Consider the following 16,062-nt stretch of genomic DNA (forward strand, 5'->3'; position numbering starts at 1 on the left):
GAATGAGTCTATCAGAACAATTTATGCCGGCCTTTCTCGAAGAGGTCGTGGGTGACCGTTTTGGTCGCTACTCCAAATATATTATTCAGGATCGAGCCATTCCCGATGTACGGGATGGATTGAAGCCAGTACAGCGGCGTATTCTTTACGCCATGTACGACTCGGGCAATACACCGGAGAAGCCATATCGTAAATCTGCAAAAACGGTAGGAGACGTTATGGGTAATTATCACCCTCATGGTGACTCCTCGATCTATGAAGGTATGGTGCGGATGGCGCAGCCATGGAAAATGGGCCATATGCTTGTAGACGGGCATGGCAACTGGGGCTCACAAGATGATGATCCCGCTGCAGCTATGCGTTATACAGAGGCTCGTTTATCATCCATTGCGATGGAGATGCTTCGTGATATTGAGAAACGCACTGTACTGTTCAAAGATAACTTTGATAATACAGCCAAGGAACCGGTGGTGTTGCCTTCCCGTTATCCCAATCTGCTCGTCAATGGGGTAAGCGGAATTTCTTCCGGATTTGCAACCGAGATTCCACCGCACAATTTGCGCGAAACGATTGATGCTTGTATTGCTGTAATGGAGAAACCATCCATTGAACTGGACGAAATCATGATGTTCATCAAGGGACCTGATTTTCCAACAGGCGGCTTAATTATGGGCGGCGACGGTATCCTAGATGCATATCGTACAGGTAAAGGACGAATTTACATACGTTCCAAAACCGAAATCGAAAATATGCGTGGCGGCAAGCAGCAGATCGTTATTACGGAGATTCCTTATCAGGTGGTCAAATCCCGTCTTGTTACGGCGATGGAAAACATCCGTCTGGAGAAAAAGGTTGAGGGTATCGCAGAAGTTCGGGATGAAAGTGGACGCGAAGGATTGCGGATTGTTGTTGAGCTGAAAAAAGATGCGGATGCACAAGGGATTTTGGCTTATTTGCTGAAGAAAACCGACCTGCAAGTCACATACAACTTCAATATGGTTGCGATCGTAAACAAAGCGCCGCAACAGCTTGGTCTAAAAGCGATTCTGGAAGCTTATATTGCTCACCAACGCGAAGTAGTAACTTTCCGGACCAAGTATGAGCTGGAGAAAGCGGAAGACCGTGCTCATGTCCTGGAGGGGCTGGTGAAAGCCCTTAACATTCTAGATGAAGTGATTGCAGCGATTAAAGCTTCGAAGAATCGACAGGATGCTCAAAACAATCTGATCTGGATGTTTGGGTTTACGGAACGTCAAGCGGATTCTATTCTCACCTTGCAATTGTATCGTTTGACGAATCTGGAGATTAATTCGCTACAAAAAGAGCTGGATGATCTCATGAAGAAAATTTCACAGCTGCGCTCGATTCTCGATAGTGATCGCAAGCTGATCGGGGTCATTCGTAAAGAACTGCTGGATATCAAAGAGAAGTACGGAATTGAGCGCCGCTCCGCCATTCAGGGTGAAGTAGAGGAACTCAAGGTTAATCTCGAAGTATTGGTCAACGCAGAAGATGTATTTGTGACATTGTCCAAAGAGGGATATGTCAAACGTTCGAGCATGCAGTCCTTCACACGTTCTGGCGGTGAGCGAAGTGCCAGCGGTGTGAAAGAAGGGGATTATATTTCCCAGGTGCTTGAAGTAAACACATTGGAGAATTTGCTTGTCTTCACACAAAAAGGACAATATTTCCTCCTGCCTGTGCATCAGGTGCCGGAGTTTAAGTGGAAAGATCCGGGTACCGCCATTGTCAATGTGATTCCTCTGGCGAAGGATGATCGGATCACCAGTGTGCTGGCGATCAAATCGTTCGAGGAACCAGATCACAGCTTGGTATTTGTAACTCGTAAGGGACAGGTTAAACGTACGGAACTTAAGGAATACATTACAAAACGATCTGGTGCTGTCGCAGCATGTAAAGTCGGTAAAGATGATGAAGTCCTTTCCGTGCATTTAAGCACAGGCGGTAAAGATATCATGCTGATTACGAAAGAAGCGATGGCGATTCGTTTCCGTGAGGATGAAGTGAATCCGATGGGACGTGTCTCTGGTGGTGTTCGCGGTATTCAATTGAAAGATACGGATGAAGTGGTCTCTGTACTTTGGGTAGAGGGAGATGAGGGAGAGGTAGCTGTATTGAGTGACCTCGGTTATGGTAAACGATCCTTGCTTCTGGACTATGCCCCGCAGAGCCGTGGTGGTAAAGGCGTGGTTACCTTTGAATTCAAGGAAGGTAAACGTGTTAAGCCAAATGGTAGCCGTATTGCAGGTGCATTCTACTGTAAAGAGCAACGTCAGTTGACGGTGATGACCAAAGAGGGACAAGCCCGCACGATCTCATCCGAGAGCGTTCCACTTACAGAACGTAAACATATCGGTAAATTACTTGTTTCTGTGGAGAAACAGGACGAAATCACCGAGCTGATTCAGGACTTTAATGAGAATCAACCGGGAACAACCTCCTAAAAAAAATAAAAGACTCTTTACTGGCAGTGCTGATTCTGTCGGGTGAAGAGTCTTTTTTTGTTGTTCTTGGGCGGATGAGAAGTGCGTACTCAAGCGAAGTTTAACAACCTTCGTCGATTACAGTCGATCGCTGGGAAATTGAAAAAATGTAGCAGGAATGCGGCTTTGAAGCGCGAAAACTTAAGCAAATGAAATGATTATTCGTTGCCAGGAGGAGTGATGTTCGATGTATAATACCGATTTCGCTAAATGCTGGTCCAGATTAACCAAAGATTATAAATTGCATATGGATCAGGAATTAGCCCCTTCGTTAACAGAGGCACAGCTTGCCGTGCTGGAGGTACTCGAAGATCATGAAAAGATGAAACCATCTGATCTGATTCCATTTCTTGCGACAACACCTGCTGCCGTAACGATGTTATTGGATCGTATGGAGAAAAATGGCCTCATATGCAGAGTTCGTGATGATCAGGACAGGCGGATTGTATGGGTTTCATTATCCGATAAGGGCAGAATGGAAACCAAGCGCGGTGTCACGATCCGCAATGAATTTATGAATTCCGTACTGAGCAACATCTCCATGCACAATCAACAATTGCTTGTATATCTGCTTGGGAAAATGACCGCACCCAAAACGAACGTGCAAGAGCCGGCTTTAACGAGTTCAGGATAAACGAAGCAAACTTTAACCGTGAATTGAATGTAGTGAATAAATCTGATGATGTTAAAAAACAAAACGAATATTTAATAAGCATAAATAAGCATACTTCTGGTTCTTAAGCCTAGGAGTATGCTATTTTGTTTTTTCTATTTTGTATTGTTATTAGACACTTTTCTTTTGTATAGCCAATTGGACTGAAACTCATTTTTCTATCGGGTTATGGTTATAGAGAAAACACATTGACAACTAAATTATAATATCGTAATATTACGATATAACGATTGAGGAGGAGTCATTTTGGAGTTACCTGCGTTTGATCGGAATCAATTAAAACAGTTTGACGAGCCAGCAGAGTTTCTTAAAGCGTTGTCGCATCCCGTGCGTTTATGTATCGTCCGTGGACTGATGCGCAAAAAGAAATGTAATGTTTCATATATGCAGGAATGCCTGGATCTCCCGCAGTCGACGGTGTCACAGCATCTGCAAAAGCTTCGCAGTGCGGGTATCGTTGCTACGGAGCGAAATGGCCTTGAAGTCAATTACGTACTGGCTGATTCTCGCGTGGAGCAGTTAGTCATGATTTTATTTGAAAAGGATGGTTGCGAAGATGAATAAACGTAAAAAAGTGTTAATTGTAGGAGGTGTCGCAGGGGGGGCATCTGCTGCTGCACGCCTCCGTCGTCTGGACGAACATGCTGAGATTGTTATGTTTGAAAAAGGCCCATATATCTCATTTGCCAACTGTGGATTGCCTTATTACATCGGAGGTACGATTGAAGAACGGGCGCGGTTGCTTGTACAGACACCGAAGGGTATGGAGGATCGTTTTAATATCGATGTCCGTACACAAAGTGAGGTTATCGCTGTTGATCCTAGTAAAAGAAGCGTGCAGGTACGTAGTGCCGAGCGTGGTTTATACGAGGAAAACTATGATGAATTAATTTTGTCTCCTGGTGCTCGGCCGCTTGTGCCTGATCTGCCCGGCAAAGAGAATCCATTGATATATACCGTGCGGAACATTCCGGATATTGATCGAATCAAAGAACAGGTTAATTCGCATAACAACCAAAGTTCGATTGTTATTGGTGGTGGTTTTATTGGTGTAGAGATGGCTGAAAATTTGAAGGAAGCTGGGCTGGATGTAACTTTGATTGAGGGGAATGATCAGCTGTTAACCCCGTTTGATCCGGAATTGGCAGCTACGCTAGCTCAAGAGATGGAGCAGAACGGAGTAAAGCTTTTATTTTCACAGCGGGTTCAGGGCTTCCGTTCAATGGATCAAGGTATCGGTGTGGAATTGTCGAACGGCACTGTACTAGCTGCTGATCTGGTCATTCTGGCCATTGGAGTTGTACCAGATACTTCATTTTTGCAGGACAGCGGGGTGTCTCTCGGTTCGCGCGGACACATTCTAGTCAATGACAAAATGGAGAGCAGTATTCCGCATATCTATGCCGTGGGCGATGCCATCGAGGTGAAGGATTACATTCATGGCACACAGACAGCTATTCCGCTTGCTGGTCCTGCGAACAAACAGGGACGTATCGTAGCGGATCAGATTGCGGGTCTTCCAACCACCTATAAAGGAACTCAGGGTACATCAATTATTAAAGTGTTTGGTTTGACCGGGGCATCTACTGGCAGTAATGAAAAAACGCTCAAACGAATGCAGAAAGACTATCGAAGTGTTATCGTACACCCCGCATCTCATGCTTCCTATTATCCTGGTTCCAGTGCAGTTGCATTGAAATTACTCTTTGCTCCGGATGGTAAGATTCTAGGTGCGCAAGCTGTTGGTTACGAAGGTGTGGACAAACGAATTGACGATATTGCAGTGGCGATTCACTTCGGAGGAAATGTAAGAGATCTTACGGAACTGGAACTCAGTTATGCGCCGCCATACTCGTCTGCAAAAGACCCGGTTAATATGGTCGGATATGCTGCCGAAAACATCCTGGACGAACGAGTGCATTCTTACACGTACGATCAACTTGCAGAACGAGACCCTGCCCAGTCCATTTTAGTGGACGTTCGAAGTGATCTGGAACACCGTAACGGGAACATCGCTGGCTCTCTATCCATTCCGGTGGATGAGCTTCGTCAGCGGCTTGGAGAGCTTGATGTAACCAAAGAAATCTGGGTTTATTGTCAGGTTGGACTTCGTGGTTATACCGCTACACAAATTCTACGTCAGCATGGCTATCAGGTGAAAAATTTAAGCGGAGGCTACAAAACCTACCTTCAGGCTCAATTCAAACCAGCAGCTGTATTAAGTAGAAGTAGCCACGATGACAACAATAGGAATGAGAATAAAGAAACACAAGAAGAGCAGGGGAGAATTCTGATGAATGGTAATGGAGATGCAAACAAAGGAGCAGGAGAAGATACATCTAGGGAGCTCCACATTGATAATGAACTGAACGTATGTGGTTTGAGCTGCCCTGGCCCGCTAATCGAGGTTAAACAAAAAATGGATCAGTTGGCAGACGGACAGACCCTGCGGGTGAAGGCTTCAGATCCGGGATTTTATGAGGATGTAAAAGCTTGGGCAACGATGTCAGGATCTGACGTGCTGAAGCTGGAGCGAGACAAGGGCGGCGTGATTGAAGCGATTTTAGCCAAGAATACTTCACCTGTCACAAGCGGTTCACAGCAATTTGAAAAAGCAAGTACCATGGTTGTATTCAGTGGTGATCTCGATAAGGCTATCGCCTCCTTCATTATTGCCAATGGAGCTGCAGCCAGCGGGCGGAAAGTTACGATGTTTTTCACCTTCTGGGGTTTAAACATTATTCGAAAACAAGAGATGCAACAGGCACCCGTAAAAACAGGCATGGCCCGTATGTTTAATCTGATGTTGCCGAGCAACAGTCTGAAGCTGGGACTTTCCAAGATGAATATGTTTGGTGCAGGGCCGAAGATGATTCGAGGGTTAATGAAAAAAAATAATGTCGCTTCGCTGGAACAACTCATGCAATCGGCAATCGCTCAAGGGGTTGAGATCGTAGCTTGCCAGATGTCGATGGATCTGATGGGCATACAACGTGAGGAATTGATTGATCAGGCCGTCATCGGCGGCGTGGGATACTATCTCGGACAGGCAGACCAGGCGAACCATAATTTGTTTATCTAAGAAGTGTATTGATTAAAAGCGTAAACCGATCTTATTTTCAAACTTTTCAAATGTATTAACCTAATTAAACCTCTATTTCATTTCAAGTGGAATGGAGGTTTTCTACATTTACATGATGATGAAACAACGTCGAAGAAGAAGTGCAGGGTTGCATAATCTTATCGTTCAGGGAAAAGCTACAAGCAAACTGATTAGCTGCTGCTGGGCTTGCTTATATAATGTATATATCAAATATAATATGTCTCAATATTATTTTCTTAAAATCATATGTAAAGAGTTGACTATGTAAATATTTTTGTTATAATAAGTAATTGTTCCCCTGATATTTCGTGTACGAAATATTATATTCCATAAGTAAAAGGGTGAAACAATGACGGATACGTACGAAGTATTTTACATTATCAATTCATTTCGACAAGTGAATCAGATGCTTTTCCGGGCATTCTGGAATGAAAACAAGGATATCGAGTTGACCTCGATCCAGTTTATGGTGTTATCCATCCTTAAGGAGCGACCTGCTCTTGGCATTAACGAGATTGCTGATCTGTGCCATATGGGGAGTAGTTCGATGAGCGCTGTTGTAGAACGTCTCGTGAAGGGCGAGTACATCGTGCGGACACGATCTGATGCAGATCGTCGCTCTGTGGTGCTACAGATTACAGCCAAAGGGGAAAAGGCTCAGCAGGAGACACAACAGCTCTGGATGGAGCGGGTATCACCTATACTGGAAATTTCGAAGGAAGACTTAGAGCACCTGCTTCGCATTCATAGTCTGATGATTGAAAAGTTACAAGGAAGAGAGATGAACAACTTATGAGCGCAACCACTGCTACAGCTCCATCTTCTGCGATGGACAACATCAAGAAAGGCCCCATTGTAGCGGCCTTGTTAATTGGTGCCTTTGTGGCATTTTTGAACCAGACCCTGATGAACGTGGCTCTTCCTAAAATTATGGAAGACCTCGGTATCGGGCCGAACAAAGCCCAGTGGCTTACTACGGGTTATATGCTTGTCAACGGGGTATTAATCCCGGTAACGGCTTATTTGATTGCCAAGTTTTCGACACGGCAAATTTTTATAACCGCCATGACCTTGTTTACCATTGGTACGCTGGTTTGTGGAATCAGTCCGAACTTTTCTATTCTTATGGTCGGTCGTGTCATTCAAGCCGCAGGCGCCGGTATTCTGATGCCGCTGATGACCGTTGTATTTCTGACCATCTTCCCGATTGAGAAGCGTGGCCAAGCAATGGGAACGATGGGGATTGCGATGATCCTGGCACCAGCGATTGGACCTACATTGTCCGGTTATATCGTTGAGCACTATTCCTGGAGATTGTTGTTCTACATCATTTTGCCATTCTCCGTGATCGCAACAGCAATTGGTATTGCTTTTGTTAAAAACGTAACACGTCAGTCCAAGCCGAAACTGGATTCCATCGGCGTTATTTTATCTACACTTGGTTTTGGTAGCTTGCTGTATGGATTCAGTGATGCCGGTACAGACGGATGGGGAAGTGCCGTTGTCATCAGTTGCCTGATTGTTGGCGCTATTTCCCTGATTCTGTTTGTTATTCGTCAGTTGACGACGGATCATCCGCTTTTGGAGTTCCGTATTTTCAAGTACAATATGTATACCTTAACAACCATCATTAATATGCTTGTTACGATGGCGATGTTTGCAGGTATGATCTTGCTCCCTATCTTTTTGCAAAATATTCGTGGCTTCTCACCGATTGAATCCGGCTTGCTTATGATGCCAGGTGCCATTTTAATGGGAATCATGTCCCCGATCACAGGTCGTATTTTTGATAAAGTCGGTGCACGCTGGCTGTCCGTTGCAGGTCTGGCCATTACAGCCATTACCACATGGGGGCTTAGCCGTTTGGCTGTTGATACTACGTATGGATACATGATGTTTATCTACACTGCTCGTATGTTCGGTATGTCGATGCTGATGATGCCGATTCAGACGGCTGGTCTGAATCAGCTCCCTCAACGCCTTAATGCACATGGTACAGCAATGTCTAATACACTGCGTACTGTGGCAGGTGCGATTGGTACAGCGATTCTTGTAACGATCATGAGCAGCAAGCTCAAGTCGCATCTGGCAGAAACGATGGCTACGGGTACAGTTGACCCGAACAACAAAACAGCGATGCTGGCTGCTACAGCAGATGCAACGATCTATGGTGTTAACTATGCCTTTACTGTGGCAACCTATATGACGATTGCAGCCCTGATTATGGCGTTCTTCATCCAGAAAACGAAGCCGGCTACGGAGCCAGCAAACGCGGAGAAAGAAAAAGCCAAAAAAGTAGCAACAGCTTAAATTAGCTTGAAATTGTAACAAAAAGAAGAGAAAGAGAACTCTCGACTGCCAGTAGGACACATCTTCTACGGCAACGAGAGTTCTCTTCTTTTGTTTTGCAAACGACATATCACTAAGCAAACGAAAGAATATGTTGTCACTCATTTTCATCTTTAATTGAAGTCAAATCATGCAGCAGCAAGTCTGGATCAGGTTCATGGCCGAAACGTTGGAGGTCTATGCTCCCACCGAGCTGGAATTCCACACCTTCACTGACAAGCTCGGTTTCCTGCATCATGCGTGATTCTTCATCGGTTATGGCAATTTGTCCTTTGGCATTGACGACCCGATGCCAGGGTAAGCGTTCCTTCCGGCTCATGGAGTGCAGAATACGAACGACCTGTCTCGCCGCCCTTGGGCTTCCAGCGCAGGCTGCAATCTGTCCATACGTCATTACCTTTCCCTCAGGGATCGCCGCAATAATAGCGACAACCTGTTTTGTGAACGGGGTCATGAATATCGGCTCCTGTCTTTAAAGATTAAATATTGAACGCAGATAGAAAAGTTGTTATATGATTTTTCGATTAAAAAAGTGCCGCCCGGATGTAGCATCCGAACGACACGTTACAGGTGCAGAGAGCTGCTGCTTCTAGTTCATCCAATCTGCTTATATGCAGTTTATATCTTCAATGTGAAAGCTTTTTCGTATATATCCAAAGGCCACTCAGCCCATGGAAATTCTCGTGCAGGCAAGGACTGCAACACAACTTCCTCTTTGGTAACAGGGTGGGGAAGAGCTGCAATGACAGACCATAATGCGATCTGTTGCCCCGGTTTGTTTATTCTGGCACCATACTTCTGATCTCCGAATAGTGGACAGCCGGCTTCTTTCATCTGCACACGTATCTGATGGGATCGACCTGTATGAAGCTCAATATGCACAAGGCTGTAACGATCGGTTTCTCCAATGACCTTGTAATCTAGAATGGCATCTTTACCGCCAGGTGTACCTTGGGGTACAGCGGTTACGGTGTTCGTTTTGCTGTCTTTCAGTAGCGTGTGCTTCAACGTGCCTTGACGCGCTGGCAACTTGCCATGAACAACAGCTGCATAGATTTTACGGAAGTGACGTCCACGTACGGTCTCGGACAATCGGGAAGCCGCTTTGGAGGTTTTGGCAAAGATCATGGCACCACCAACCGGGCGATCCAGACGATGCACCAGTCCCAGATATACGTTGCCAGGTTTATTATAACGTTCTTTCAGATCTTGTTTGAGTAAAGTGAGCAGATCCGGATCACCAGATGCATCTTCCTGCGTAGGGACATTCACCGGCTTCGTGATCCCTAACAGATGATTATCTTCATACAGAATCTCGATATCTCCGCTTTTTTGCGCATCATGGGACATCATCAGGACTCCCAGCGGCCCAAAATACCGCAAGGCAGATCCAGACCGCTACGTGTAATCGGCAGCCCGATTTCTCCGGCAGTAATCTCTCCACCATACTTGGCAGACATCGTCATCGTCAGCATGTTTCGTAATACCGTTGAAGAGATACCTGTGGTATAAGAGTTCACCAGCATAAACAACGGATTGTCCGAAAGAATTGTCATACAGGATTTCAGGAAAGGATAGAGGTTTTCCTCCAGTTTCCATGTTTCACCGTTCGGGCCACGTCCGTAAGAAGGCGGGTCCATAATAATCGCATCGTATTTGTTACCGCGGCGCTGCTCGCGTTGTACAAATTTGAATACATCATCTGTGATGAATCGAACTGGCCGGTCAGCAAGTCCGGACAATTGAACATTTTCTTTCGCCCATTGAACCATGCCTTTGGCTGCATCGCAGTGTACAACAGAAGCGCCAGCGTATGCCGCTGCTACGGTTGCTCCGCCGGTGTAGGCGAATAGGTTCAGGACAGAGATGGGGCGTCCTGCATTCGAAATTTTATCCATCATCCAGCTCCAGTTGGCAGCTTGTTCAGGGAACAATCCGGTGTGTTTGAAGCTTGTCGGTTTAATATGGAATTTCAGGTTTTCATATCCGATCGTCCAGCGCTCAGGAATGGGTTTTTTCATATCCCAGCTTCCACCGCCAGAAGAGCTGCGGTGATAGTGACCGTGAGCTTGGCGCCATTCATGGGTTTCTTGTTCAAGCGGCCAGATGATCTGTGGATCAGGTCTGCGCAAGATGACATCTCCCCAGCGCTCCAGCTTCTCGCCGCCTCCCGTATCGATAACTTCATAGTCTTTCCAGTTCTTAGCTACGTACATAGTGGTTTATCCATCCTTCAAAATTCATTTGGATACTATTGTACAACAAAAAAGGGGCTGTACGCCAGTTAGCCTCAGGGGATTGGGGCAATGTACGGATGAATTTCGACACATCATAAAATCAAAATCTGAATAAATTTAATTTGACAATGATAATCATTATCACTTATGATTTTGATATTGCACTATGCAATCTATTCAGAACGTATTTTAAGCAAATTTAATCCATATAACGAAACCAAAGCGAGGGACAATAGATGGCTAAATGGTTAGTGGCATATGCCAGTATGACAGGCAACACGGAAGAGATTGCGGAACTCATTGTGGAAGGCATTACAGCAAGTGGTCATGAGACTGACTTGAAATCTGTAACCGACTTTAATGCTGCAGAAGTTCTGAATTATGATGGTTTTATGATTGGTGTTTACACATGGGGAGATGGTGAACTGCCGGATGAATTCCTGGACTTCTATGAAGAACTGGATGAGCTTGATCTGAATGGAAAGAGAGCCGCTGTTTTCGGAAGCGGAGACACGTCCTATGAACAATTTTGCGGGGCAGTTGATCTTACAGCGGAGAAGCTGAAGGAACGCGGGGCGGAAGTATCACCAGAGAAGTTAAAGATTGAATACAGTCCGCTGGAGCAGGAAAAAGAAACATGCCGGGATTTCGGCAGACGTTTTGTTACTGCTGGTGCGGAGGTATCCTGATCGAAATGCTACAGCGTGATGGCTATACAGCAAGGGTCCAAGGTAGCAATGAGCTCCCCGAACGTTTGCTTGAGGACTATAAGCTAGAAGAGATGCTGCGCAGCCCGGACCGGTTTATCCGCCCTGAACCTTCGGCCGAGCAACGTCCAACGCTACAATGGAGACATCGTGTACAATATGCGGTGAGCCATGCCATTAATCATTTTTATAGTGTAGACCCTGACGTACGCAAAGAAATTCCGATTCAATATGTACTCGAAAAATGGTGGCCTAGAAAAACAGACGGTTTTGATTCCGTTCTCCATTATTGGGATGTAAAGCACAAAATGATCGATGAACTGTCGCTGGCCATTGCAGCGAATGATGACTTGAAGCGGCCTGTAATCTTATTTGAACAATGGAAAACAGAAATACCTTCTTTACAGATGTCTTTGTCCGTCATCTTTCAGGCGGCTTGGCAGCCAGAAGGCTGGGATGCACTGCTTGTTCAGAAATATATGGTGGTCCATGATGCGAACGTTGTTGAAGCCTTTCAGCATATGGTCAGTGTGTTTTGCTGGGAAGCATTTGGCAAGTTGCCAGGCATGATTGAGATTTACTGCCTGCTGGAAGGGCGGAAGATCAGGTATATACCAGGTCGCCAATCATTACAGCGTTCAATGGATTATATCCGTCTTGTTCGGGACAGCATTCCCAAAGCCAAGGAGCAAGAATCAGAGCACTTTACCGCAAGGGATAAGATCCGTGTGCATGAAGAAGTGGATCGATGGAGAGCGCAAGGGACGAAGCCTCAAAAAACATGGTTGATGTAATATTTGAAGCTTAGTTGATAGCGCCTATCTCAGAGGAGGGAATACAGGTGATGACGTTATTCAGGCAAGATACCGGGAATGGAAAAAGAAGAGCAGGAACATGTGAGTTCAGCTCCATGCCTGTACCTCAAGCTGTCATAAGAAAGCTGCTGGATGAAGCTGATCCATCTTTATATGTTATGAGTCCGGCACCCTGGCGTTTTATGCTATTTTCCGGTGAAGGGCGACAGCTCTATATGGAAGCTGTAAGGCAGAGTTATCCGCCTCATCTTGCAGATTCTCACGGGAGCTGGGCTGCGTATCAATATACGGAAGCCATCCCAGCTCATTTGGTGGTGGTTGCCCCCGGCAATTCCCCAGAGGATCATGTCTTGCCTGCAAAGGCGTGGAGCAAACGATTCTGCATTCTAGCTGCTGAACAGGGAGTACACGCCGTCTGGAAGATGAATGATTATCAGCAGCATCCTGTATTTATGAACTTGATGGGACTTACATCGAGCGAAAGAGTGCTTGGCGTATTTCACATTGGTTACGGTGAGCAATGTGGATTACCCAGTGTGGCAACAGGCAGACCTGCGTCTGAACTCATGACGGTATATGACCATTTGGTGTGAAGGGCAACGAGCTTGACAGCTTCGTTGCCGGGGTGCGCTTACTGAATTTGATTCAGTGAATGTTACCGTGCAAGGTTTCCGAGGAACTGACGAACACGTTCTCGCTGAGAGAGGTCCTGAGAACTTGCTTTATATAAGCGATTCGAAACGGTAATGGTGTTACCAAAGAAAAATCGTTCAAACTGAGTCTGTCTGCCCCCAAATGAACCTGCACCAAGTTCCCAGATCAGGCGGAAGAGTGCGTTTCGTTCTTTGGACTCCATGTCGGATCCTTTGAGGTAGACGTTTAAAGAGTCCGCCGGCCCGGACTGAAAATCCTCTTCCTGAGGAACCATGATCATTCCGCTGGAACTGAGCAACTGTAAAATCTCGATCATTTCAGGATATAGTTTCGGATACAGAAGATTGGCGGCCATGAGCGGTTTGGGAGCTGGCAGGACATATCCTCTTCCGTCCGGTATTGCGCCTGCCTCAGAAGCTAGGACTAGTGCTTTTAAGGATTCAAGACTTGCGAGAGCACGTGCGGTTTTTTCTATAACATGCGCCTCATTCGACAGATCCAGCGTATCGGTTAGTAGTTGAATCGTGCCGAGTATAAATTCGGTTTTGGCAATATAACGACATAACACCTGATGCCCTGCATGGATATGGAAGTTACTACCACTGAAAAGTGTCGAAGACATCTGCTCATGACCTGCAAAAAAAATGCGGTTATGTGGCACAAGCACGTGGTCAAAGATGACGATATTGTCCATTTCCTCATATCTGGAGCTTAAAGGGTAATTGTACTTGGATTCGGCTGCATACGTATCTCGGCAGATCAGAGTAATGCCAGGCAGATCATTAGGAACAGCAAACGAAAAAGCAAATGGATTTTCATCATCAAAAGGTGCAGGAGAAGGCGATGGATAGACAAAAATTTCATCCGAAGTAGCGGCCTGTGTGGCCATCATAAACGCCCCATTGATAATGAGTCCTTCATCAGTCCGATCGACAACCTTGGCAGCAATAGCATCTTCAGTAGCGTCCAGTTGTCCTGAAATTTTACTCGCATGTGGTTGAATAAAGGCGTGGGATAGCGTAATGTCATGATCGCGGCAATAGGCATAGTAATTTCTCAGATTTTCAGCATATTGTGGGGAAAGATCGTTTAACAAGTCGGCAGCCGTAAAAAACGCCATAATCGCTGTGTTCATGTAATCGGGTGAGCGTCCCAAAAAACCGTGATGAGCCTGAGCCCATATCGTCATTGCTTCACGGCGTTTGCGGAGATCGTTGATGCTGGTTGGAGGCAGGAAGGACATGCCTACAGGCTTTCCATCGGTAGGAGAGGGATACGTCATAAGTTCTGTAAGCTGTGGATCATACTGCAGGTCATACATATTCATTTGAGTTTTCATCAAACCGGAGAAGGCGATGTGCTCCGAGCGTTTAGCGGTAAGCAGTTCTCCTTTATACCAACAGGGAACGGTCTGAGCGTTAATTCGTTCACAATACTGCATGCCGGTTTTAGCGGGCATAGTTCTTCACCTCTTGGTCATGGTTCATGAGCACATTTATTTCTATCCTATACTACGTGAAGTTGTTGTCTGATGTGCTACGGACCATGGGTGAAAAATTAGCAACTAGGGCTTGATAATAATTATCATTCTTGCTACAATAAACAAAGAAAAAGGAACCCGAGTGGGGCTCCTTGGAATAAAGCAGATTCTTTTATTTAACTTCAAACGTTTTACAGTCTGTTTCAGCAGACTCGCTTGCTTCTTTGGAAGCGTGGCTCACGATGTAGATGGAAGAAGCATTACATTTGTTTTCTTGAGCCCAGTGACGACAGGAGTTTACTTCACACAATACGTCTTTTGCCATGATTGTTAACCTCACTTTTAGTTGGATTTACATTCGTTGGTATAAAGATCCGGATTCGCAAGTTGCCGCTTGAGAATCTGGAACAATTTTCACGCTCTCATGAATTTGGAGGGCTTATTTGTGTTATACACAACGATGCACTTTCAGAATAGCAAATTTTGCTTTCCCATGCAACCGAATGGCGGCTCAGGAGACATTCGGTTGCAGATCAGGAGTTTGACCTTTGCAAAGTGGCATATGTATGATATTGTTTAATAGTAAATATTACGATTAAAAGAAAAGAAACGAAAAATCAGCAACAACAAAATCCGTAACAACAAATATGGATACGAATGACTATCTTTTCTTGAAGGAGTACATATACACATGAGTAAAATGAATCATGCAAACCGAATCCCTCGTGCAAAAGGAATCGATATGGCGGCATTTTACACGCCGAAGGAATGTAAACGAAAAGCACAACATATTGTCTTCTCGGCTGAAAATGAACGCATTGTCGGAGAGTTCATTACGATCCTGGGCATGAAGGAAAAGTTCAGGGAACATGATGTATCCATCCCTAATAAAATGGTTATGTTTGGCCCTCCCGGCACAGGGAAAACGTTAACTGCGTCATATCTGGCTCAGAGATTGGAGTTGCCACTTGTACTGGTCAGGCTGGATGCACTTATTCACAGCCACTTGGGAGAAACGGGCAGTAATGTACGCAAGTTGTTTGAATATGCTCGCCTTAATCCTTGCGTATTGTTTCTTGATGAATTTGATGCCATTGGCCGGACACGGGAAAGTAACGACGAGGTAAAAGAAATGGCAAGGGTGGTTAATACACTTTTGCAATGTTTGGATGAATTCGAAGGGGACAGCATTCTGGTTGCTGCCACGAATCTGGAGACACAGCTTGATCATGCGATATGGCGCCGATTCGATACCAAACTGACGTACGCGATGCCAGATGAAGATAGCCGCAGACTGTACATTAGCAAACTGATTGGAACGTTTGAACACGAGCACAGGCTGGAGGATTATATCTGTGAACGTCTGGCTGGCTGCAGCTATGCCGATGTGGAGCAGATTGTGTTAAAAGCGAAGCGTAAAGCTATTATTGGGAGCAGTGCTTTGCATAGACAGTTGATCACTGATGCGTACGAGGAGTACAGACCCCGAGTGCTGCAAGGATAGAAGACGTAAAGGGATGTAAATTTAGGTGAAGTTAGG

15 protein-coding genes are annotated in these 16,062 nt (G+C 45.4%); 10 read left to right on the top strand and 5 right to left on the bottom strand.

What is annotated here, in order from left to right; genetic code table 11:
- Positions 1 to 2: 2 nt before the first annotated feature.
- The 6 genes from gyrA (at position 3) to EC604_RS21445 (ending at position 8,590) form a co-directional block, all read left to right on the top strand.
- Positions 3 to 2,465 (top strand): DNA gyrase subunit A, encoded by a 2,463-nt coding sequence (gene gyrA, locus EC604_RS21420; RefSeq protein ID WP_123066089.1) that lies wholly within the window; start codon positions 3 to 5, stop codon positions 2,463 to 2,465.
- Positions 2,466 to 2,691: 226 nt separating this feature from the next.
- Complete coding sequence (locus tag EC604_RS21425) at positions 2,692 to 3,138, top strand: MarR family winged helix-turn-helix transcriptional regulator (RefSeq protein WP_123066090.1); 447 nt, start codon at positions 2,692 to 2,694, stop codon at positions 3,136 to 3,138.
- A gap of 285 nt (positions 3,139 to 3,423) precedes the next feature.
- Positions 3,424 to 3,741 (top strand): ArsR/SmtB family transcription factor, encoded by a 318-nt coding sequence (locus EC604_RS21430; protein WP_123066091.1) that lies wholly within the window; start codon positions 3,424 to 3,426, stop codon positions 3,739 to 3,741.
- Positions 3,734 to 6,259, top strand: a complete 2,526-nt coding sequence (locus EC604_RS21435) for an FAD-dependent oxidoreductase (protein WP_123066092.1) — start codon at positions 3,734 to 3,736, stop codon at positions 6,257 to 6,259. Before EC604_RS21430 ends, EC604_RS21435 begins: the two co-directional genes overlap by 8 nt.
- 370 nt (positions 6,260 to 6,629) lie before the next feature.
- Positions 6,630 to 7,076, top strand: a complete 447-nt coding sequence (locus tag EC604_RS21440; protein ID WP_123066093.1) for a MarR family winged helix-turn-helix transcriptional regulator — start codon at positions 6,630 to 6,632, stop codon at positions 7,074 to 7,076.
- A complete protein-coding gene (locus tag EC604_RS21445; RefSeq protein WP_123066094.1) occupies positions 7,073 to 8,590 on the top strand; it encodes a DHA2 family efflux MFS transporter permease subunit in 1,518 nt (505 codons plus the stop codon). The genes EC604_RS21440 and EC604_RS21445 overlap by 4 nt, the downstream gene beginning before the upstream one ends.
- Positions 8,591 to 8,726: 136 nt before the next feature.
- Here the strand turns inward: EC604_RS21445 and EC604_RS21450 are convergent, their stop codons facing one another.
- From EC604_RS21450 to EC604_RS21460, 3 genes are all read right to left on the bottom strand, one after another.
- Positions 8,727 to 9,083 (bottom strand): MGMT family protein, encoded by a 357-nt coding sequence (locus EC604_RS21450; protein WP_123066095.1) that lies wholly within the window; start codon positions 9,081 to 9,083, stop codon positions 8,727 to 8,729.
- Positions 9,084 to 9,247: 164 nt separating this feature from the next.
- Positions 9,248 to 9,979: an RluA family pseudouridine synthase gene (locus EC604_RS21455; RefSeq protein ID WP_123066096.1), complete on the bottom strand. Its 732-nt coding sequence runs from the start codon at positions 9,977 to 9,979 to the stop codon at positions 9,248 to 9,250.
- A 2-nt stretch (positions 9,980 to 9,981) separates the two neighbouring features.
- A complete protein-coding gene (locus tag EC604_RS21460; protein WP_123066097.1) occupies positions 9,982 to 10,845 on the bottom strand; it encodes a class I SAM-dependent methyltransferase in 864 nt (287 codons plus the stop codon).
- Positions 10,846 to 11,102: 257 nt separating this feature from the next.
- On the opposite strand from EC604_RS21460, the gene EC604_RS21465 reads away from it, so the two are divergent.
- The 3 genes from EC604_RS21465 to EC604_RS21475 are packed head-to-tail and all read left to right on the top strand — an operon-like array spanning position 11,103 to position 12,981.
- Complete coding sequence (locus EC604_RS21465; protein WP_123066098.1) at positions 11,103 to 11,555, top strand: flavodoxin; 453 nt, start codon at positions 11,103 to 11,105, stop codon at positions 11,553 to 11,555.
- The gene (locus EC604_RS21470; RefSeq protein WP_240037074.1) at positions 11,504 to 12,367 is read left to right on the top strand and encodes a hypothetical protein; all 864 of its coding nucleotides are present in this window, start codon (positions 11,504 to 11,506) and stop codon (positions 12,365 to 12,367) included. Before EC604_RS21465 ends, EC604_RS21470 begins: the two co-directional genes overlap by 52 nt.
- 50 nt (positions 12,368 to 12,417) lie before the next feature.
- Complete coding sequence (locus tag EC604_RS21475; protein ID WP_123066100.1) at positions 12,418 to 12,981, top strand: nitroreductase family protein; 564 nt, start codon at positions 12,418 to 12,420, stop codon at positions 12,979 to 12,981.
- A gap of 62 nt (positions 12,982 to 13,043) precedes the next feature.
- Here EC604_RS21475 and EC604_RS21480 read toward each other — a convergent pair whose 3' ends face one another.
- Both EC604_RS21480 and EC604_RS21485 read right to left on the bottom strand, forming a co-directional pair.
- Positions 13,044 to 14,501 (bottom strand): 4-hydroxyphenylacetate 3-hydroxylase family protein, encoded by a 1,458-nt coding sequence (locus tag EC604_RS21480; RefSeq protein ID WP_123066101.1) that lies wholly within the window; start codon positions 14,499 to 14,501, stop codon positions 13,044 to 13,046.
- A 193-nt stretch (positions 14,502 to 14,694) separates the two neighbouring features.
- On the bottom strand, positions 14,695 to 14,847 hold the full coding sequence (locus tag EC604_RS21485; protein WP_090917035.1) for a DUF1540 domain-containing protein: 153 nt from the start codon (positions 14,845 to 14,847) through the stop codon (positions 14,695 to 14,697).
- A gap of 366 nt (positions 14,848 to 15,213) precedes the next feature.
- On the opposite strand from EC604_RS21485, the gene EC604_RS21490 reads away from it, so the two are divergent.
- Positions 15,214 to 16,026 carry an AAA family ATPase gene (locus EC604_RS21490; RefSeq protein WP_123066102.1) on the top strand — a complete coding sequence of 271 codons (813 nt, stop codon included), beginning with the start codon at positions 15,214 to 15,216 and terminating at the stop codon, positions 16,024 to 16,026.
- The last annotated feature ends 36 nt before the right edge of the window (positions 16,027 to 16,062 follow it).

The sequence above is a fragment of the Paenibacillus amylolyticus genome, assembly GCF_003719335.1.
Taxonomy (GTDB): Bacteria; Bacillota; Bacilli; order Paenibacillales; family Paenibacillaceae; genus Paenibacillus; species Paenibacillus amylolyticus_D.

Coding starts and splice junctions, on each gene's coding strand:
- gyrA (WP_123066089.1), top strand. CDS start 3: ATGAGTCTATCAGAACAATTTATGCCGGCCTTTCTCGAAGAGGTCGTG.
- EC604_RS21425 (WP_123066090.1), top strand. CDS start 2,692: ATGTATAATACCGATTTCGCTAAATGCTGGTCCAGATTAACCAAAGAT.
- EC604_RS21435 (WP_123066092.1), top strand. CDS start 3,734: ATGAATAAACGTAAAAAAGTGTTAATTGTAGGAGGTGTCGCAGGGGGG.
- EC604_RS21440 (WP_123066093.1), top strand. CDS start 6,630: ATGACGGATACGTACGAAGTATTTTACATTATCAATTCATTTCGACAA.
- EC604_RS21445 (WP_123066094.1), top strand. CDS start 7,073: ATGAGCGCAACCACTGCTACAGCTCCATCTTCTGCGATGGACAACATC.
- EC604_RS21450 (WP_123066095.1), bottom strand. CDS start 9,083: ATGACCCCGTTCACAAAACAGGTTGTCGCTATTATTGCGGCGATCCCT.
- EC604_RS21455 (WP_123066096.1), bottom strand. CDS start 9,979: ATGTCCCATGATGCGCAAAAAAGCGGAGATATCGAGATTCTGTATGAA.
- EC604_RS21460 (WP_123066097.1), bottom strand. CDS start 10,845: ATGTACGTAGCTAAGAACTGGAAAGACTATGAAGTTATCGATACGGGA.
- EC604_RS21465 (WP_123066098.1), top strand. CDS start 11,103: ATGGCTAAATGGTTAGTGGCATATGCCAGTATGACAGGCAACACGGAA.
- EC604_RS21470 (WP_240037074.1), top strand. CDS start 11,504: ATGCCGGGATTTCGGCAGACGTTTTGTTACTGCTGGTGCGGAGGTATC.
- EC604_RS21475 (WP_123066100.1), top strand. CDS start 12,418: ATGACGTTATTCAGGCAAGATACCGGGAATGGAAAAAGAAGAGCAGGA.
- EC604_RS21480 (WP_123066101.1), bottom strand. CDS start 14,501: ATGCCCGCTAAAACCGGCATGCAGTATTGTGAACGAATTAACGCTCAG.
- EC604_RS21485 (WP_090917035.1), bottom strand. CDS start 14,847: ATGGCAAAAGACGTATTGTGTGAAGTAAACTCCTGTCGTCACTGGGCT.
- EC604_RS21490 (WP_123066102.1), top strand. CDS start 15,214: ATGAGTAAAATGAATCATGCAAACCGAATCCCTCGTGCAAAAGGAATC.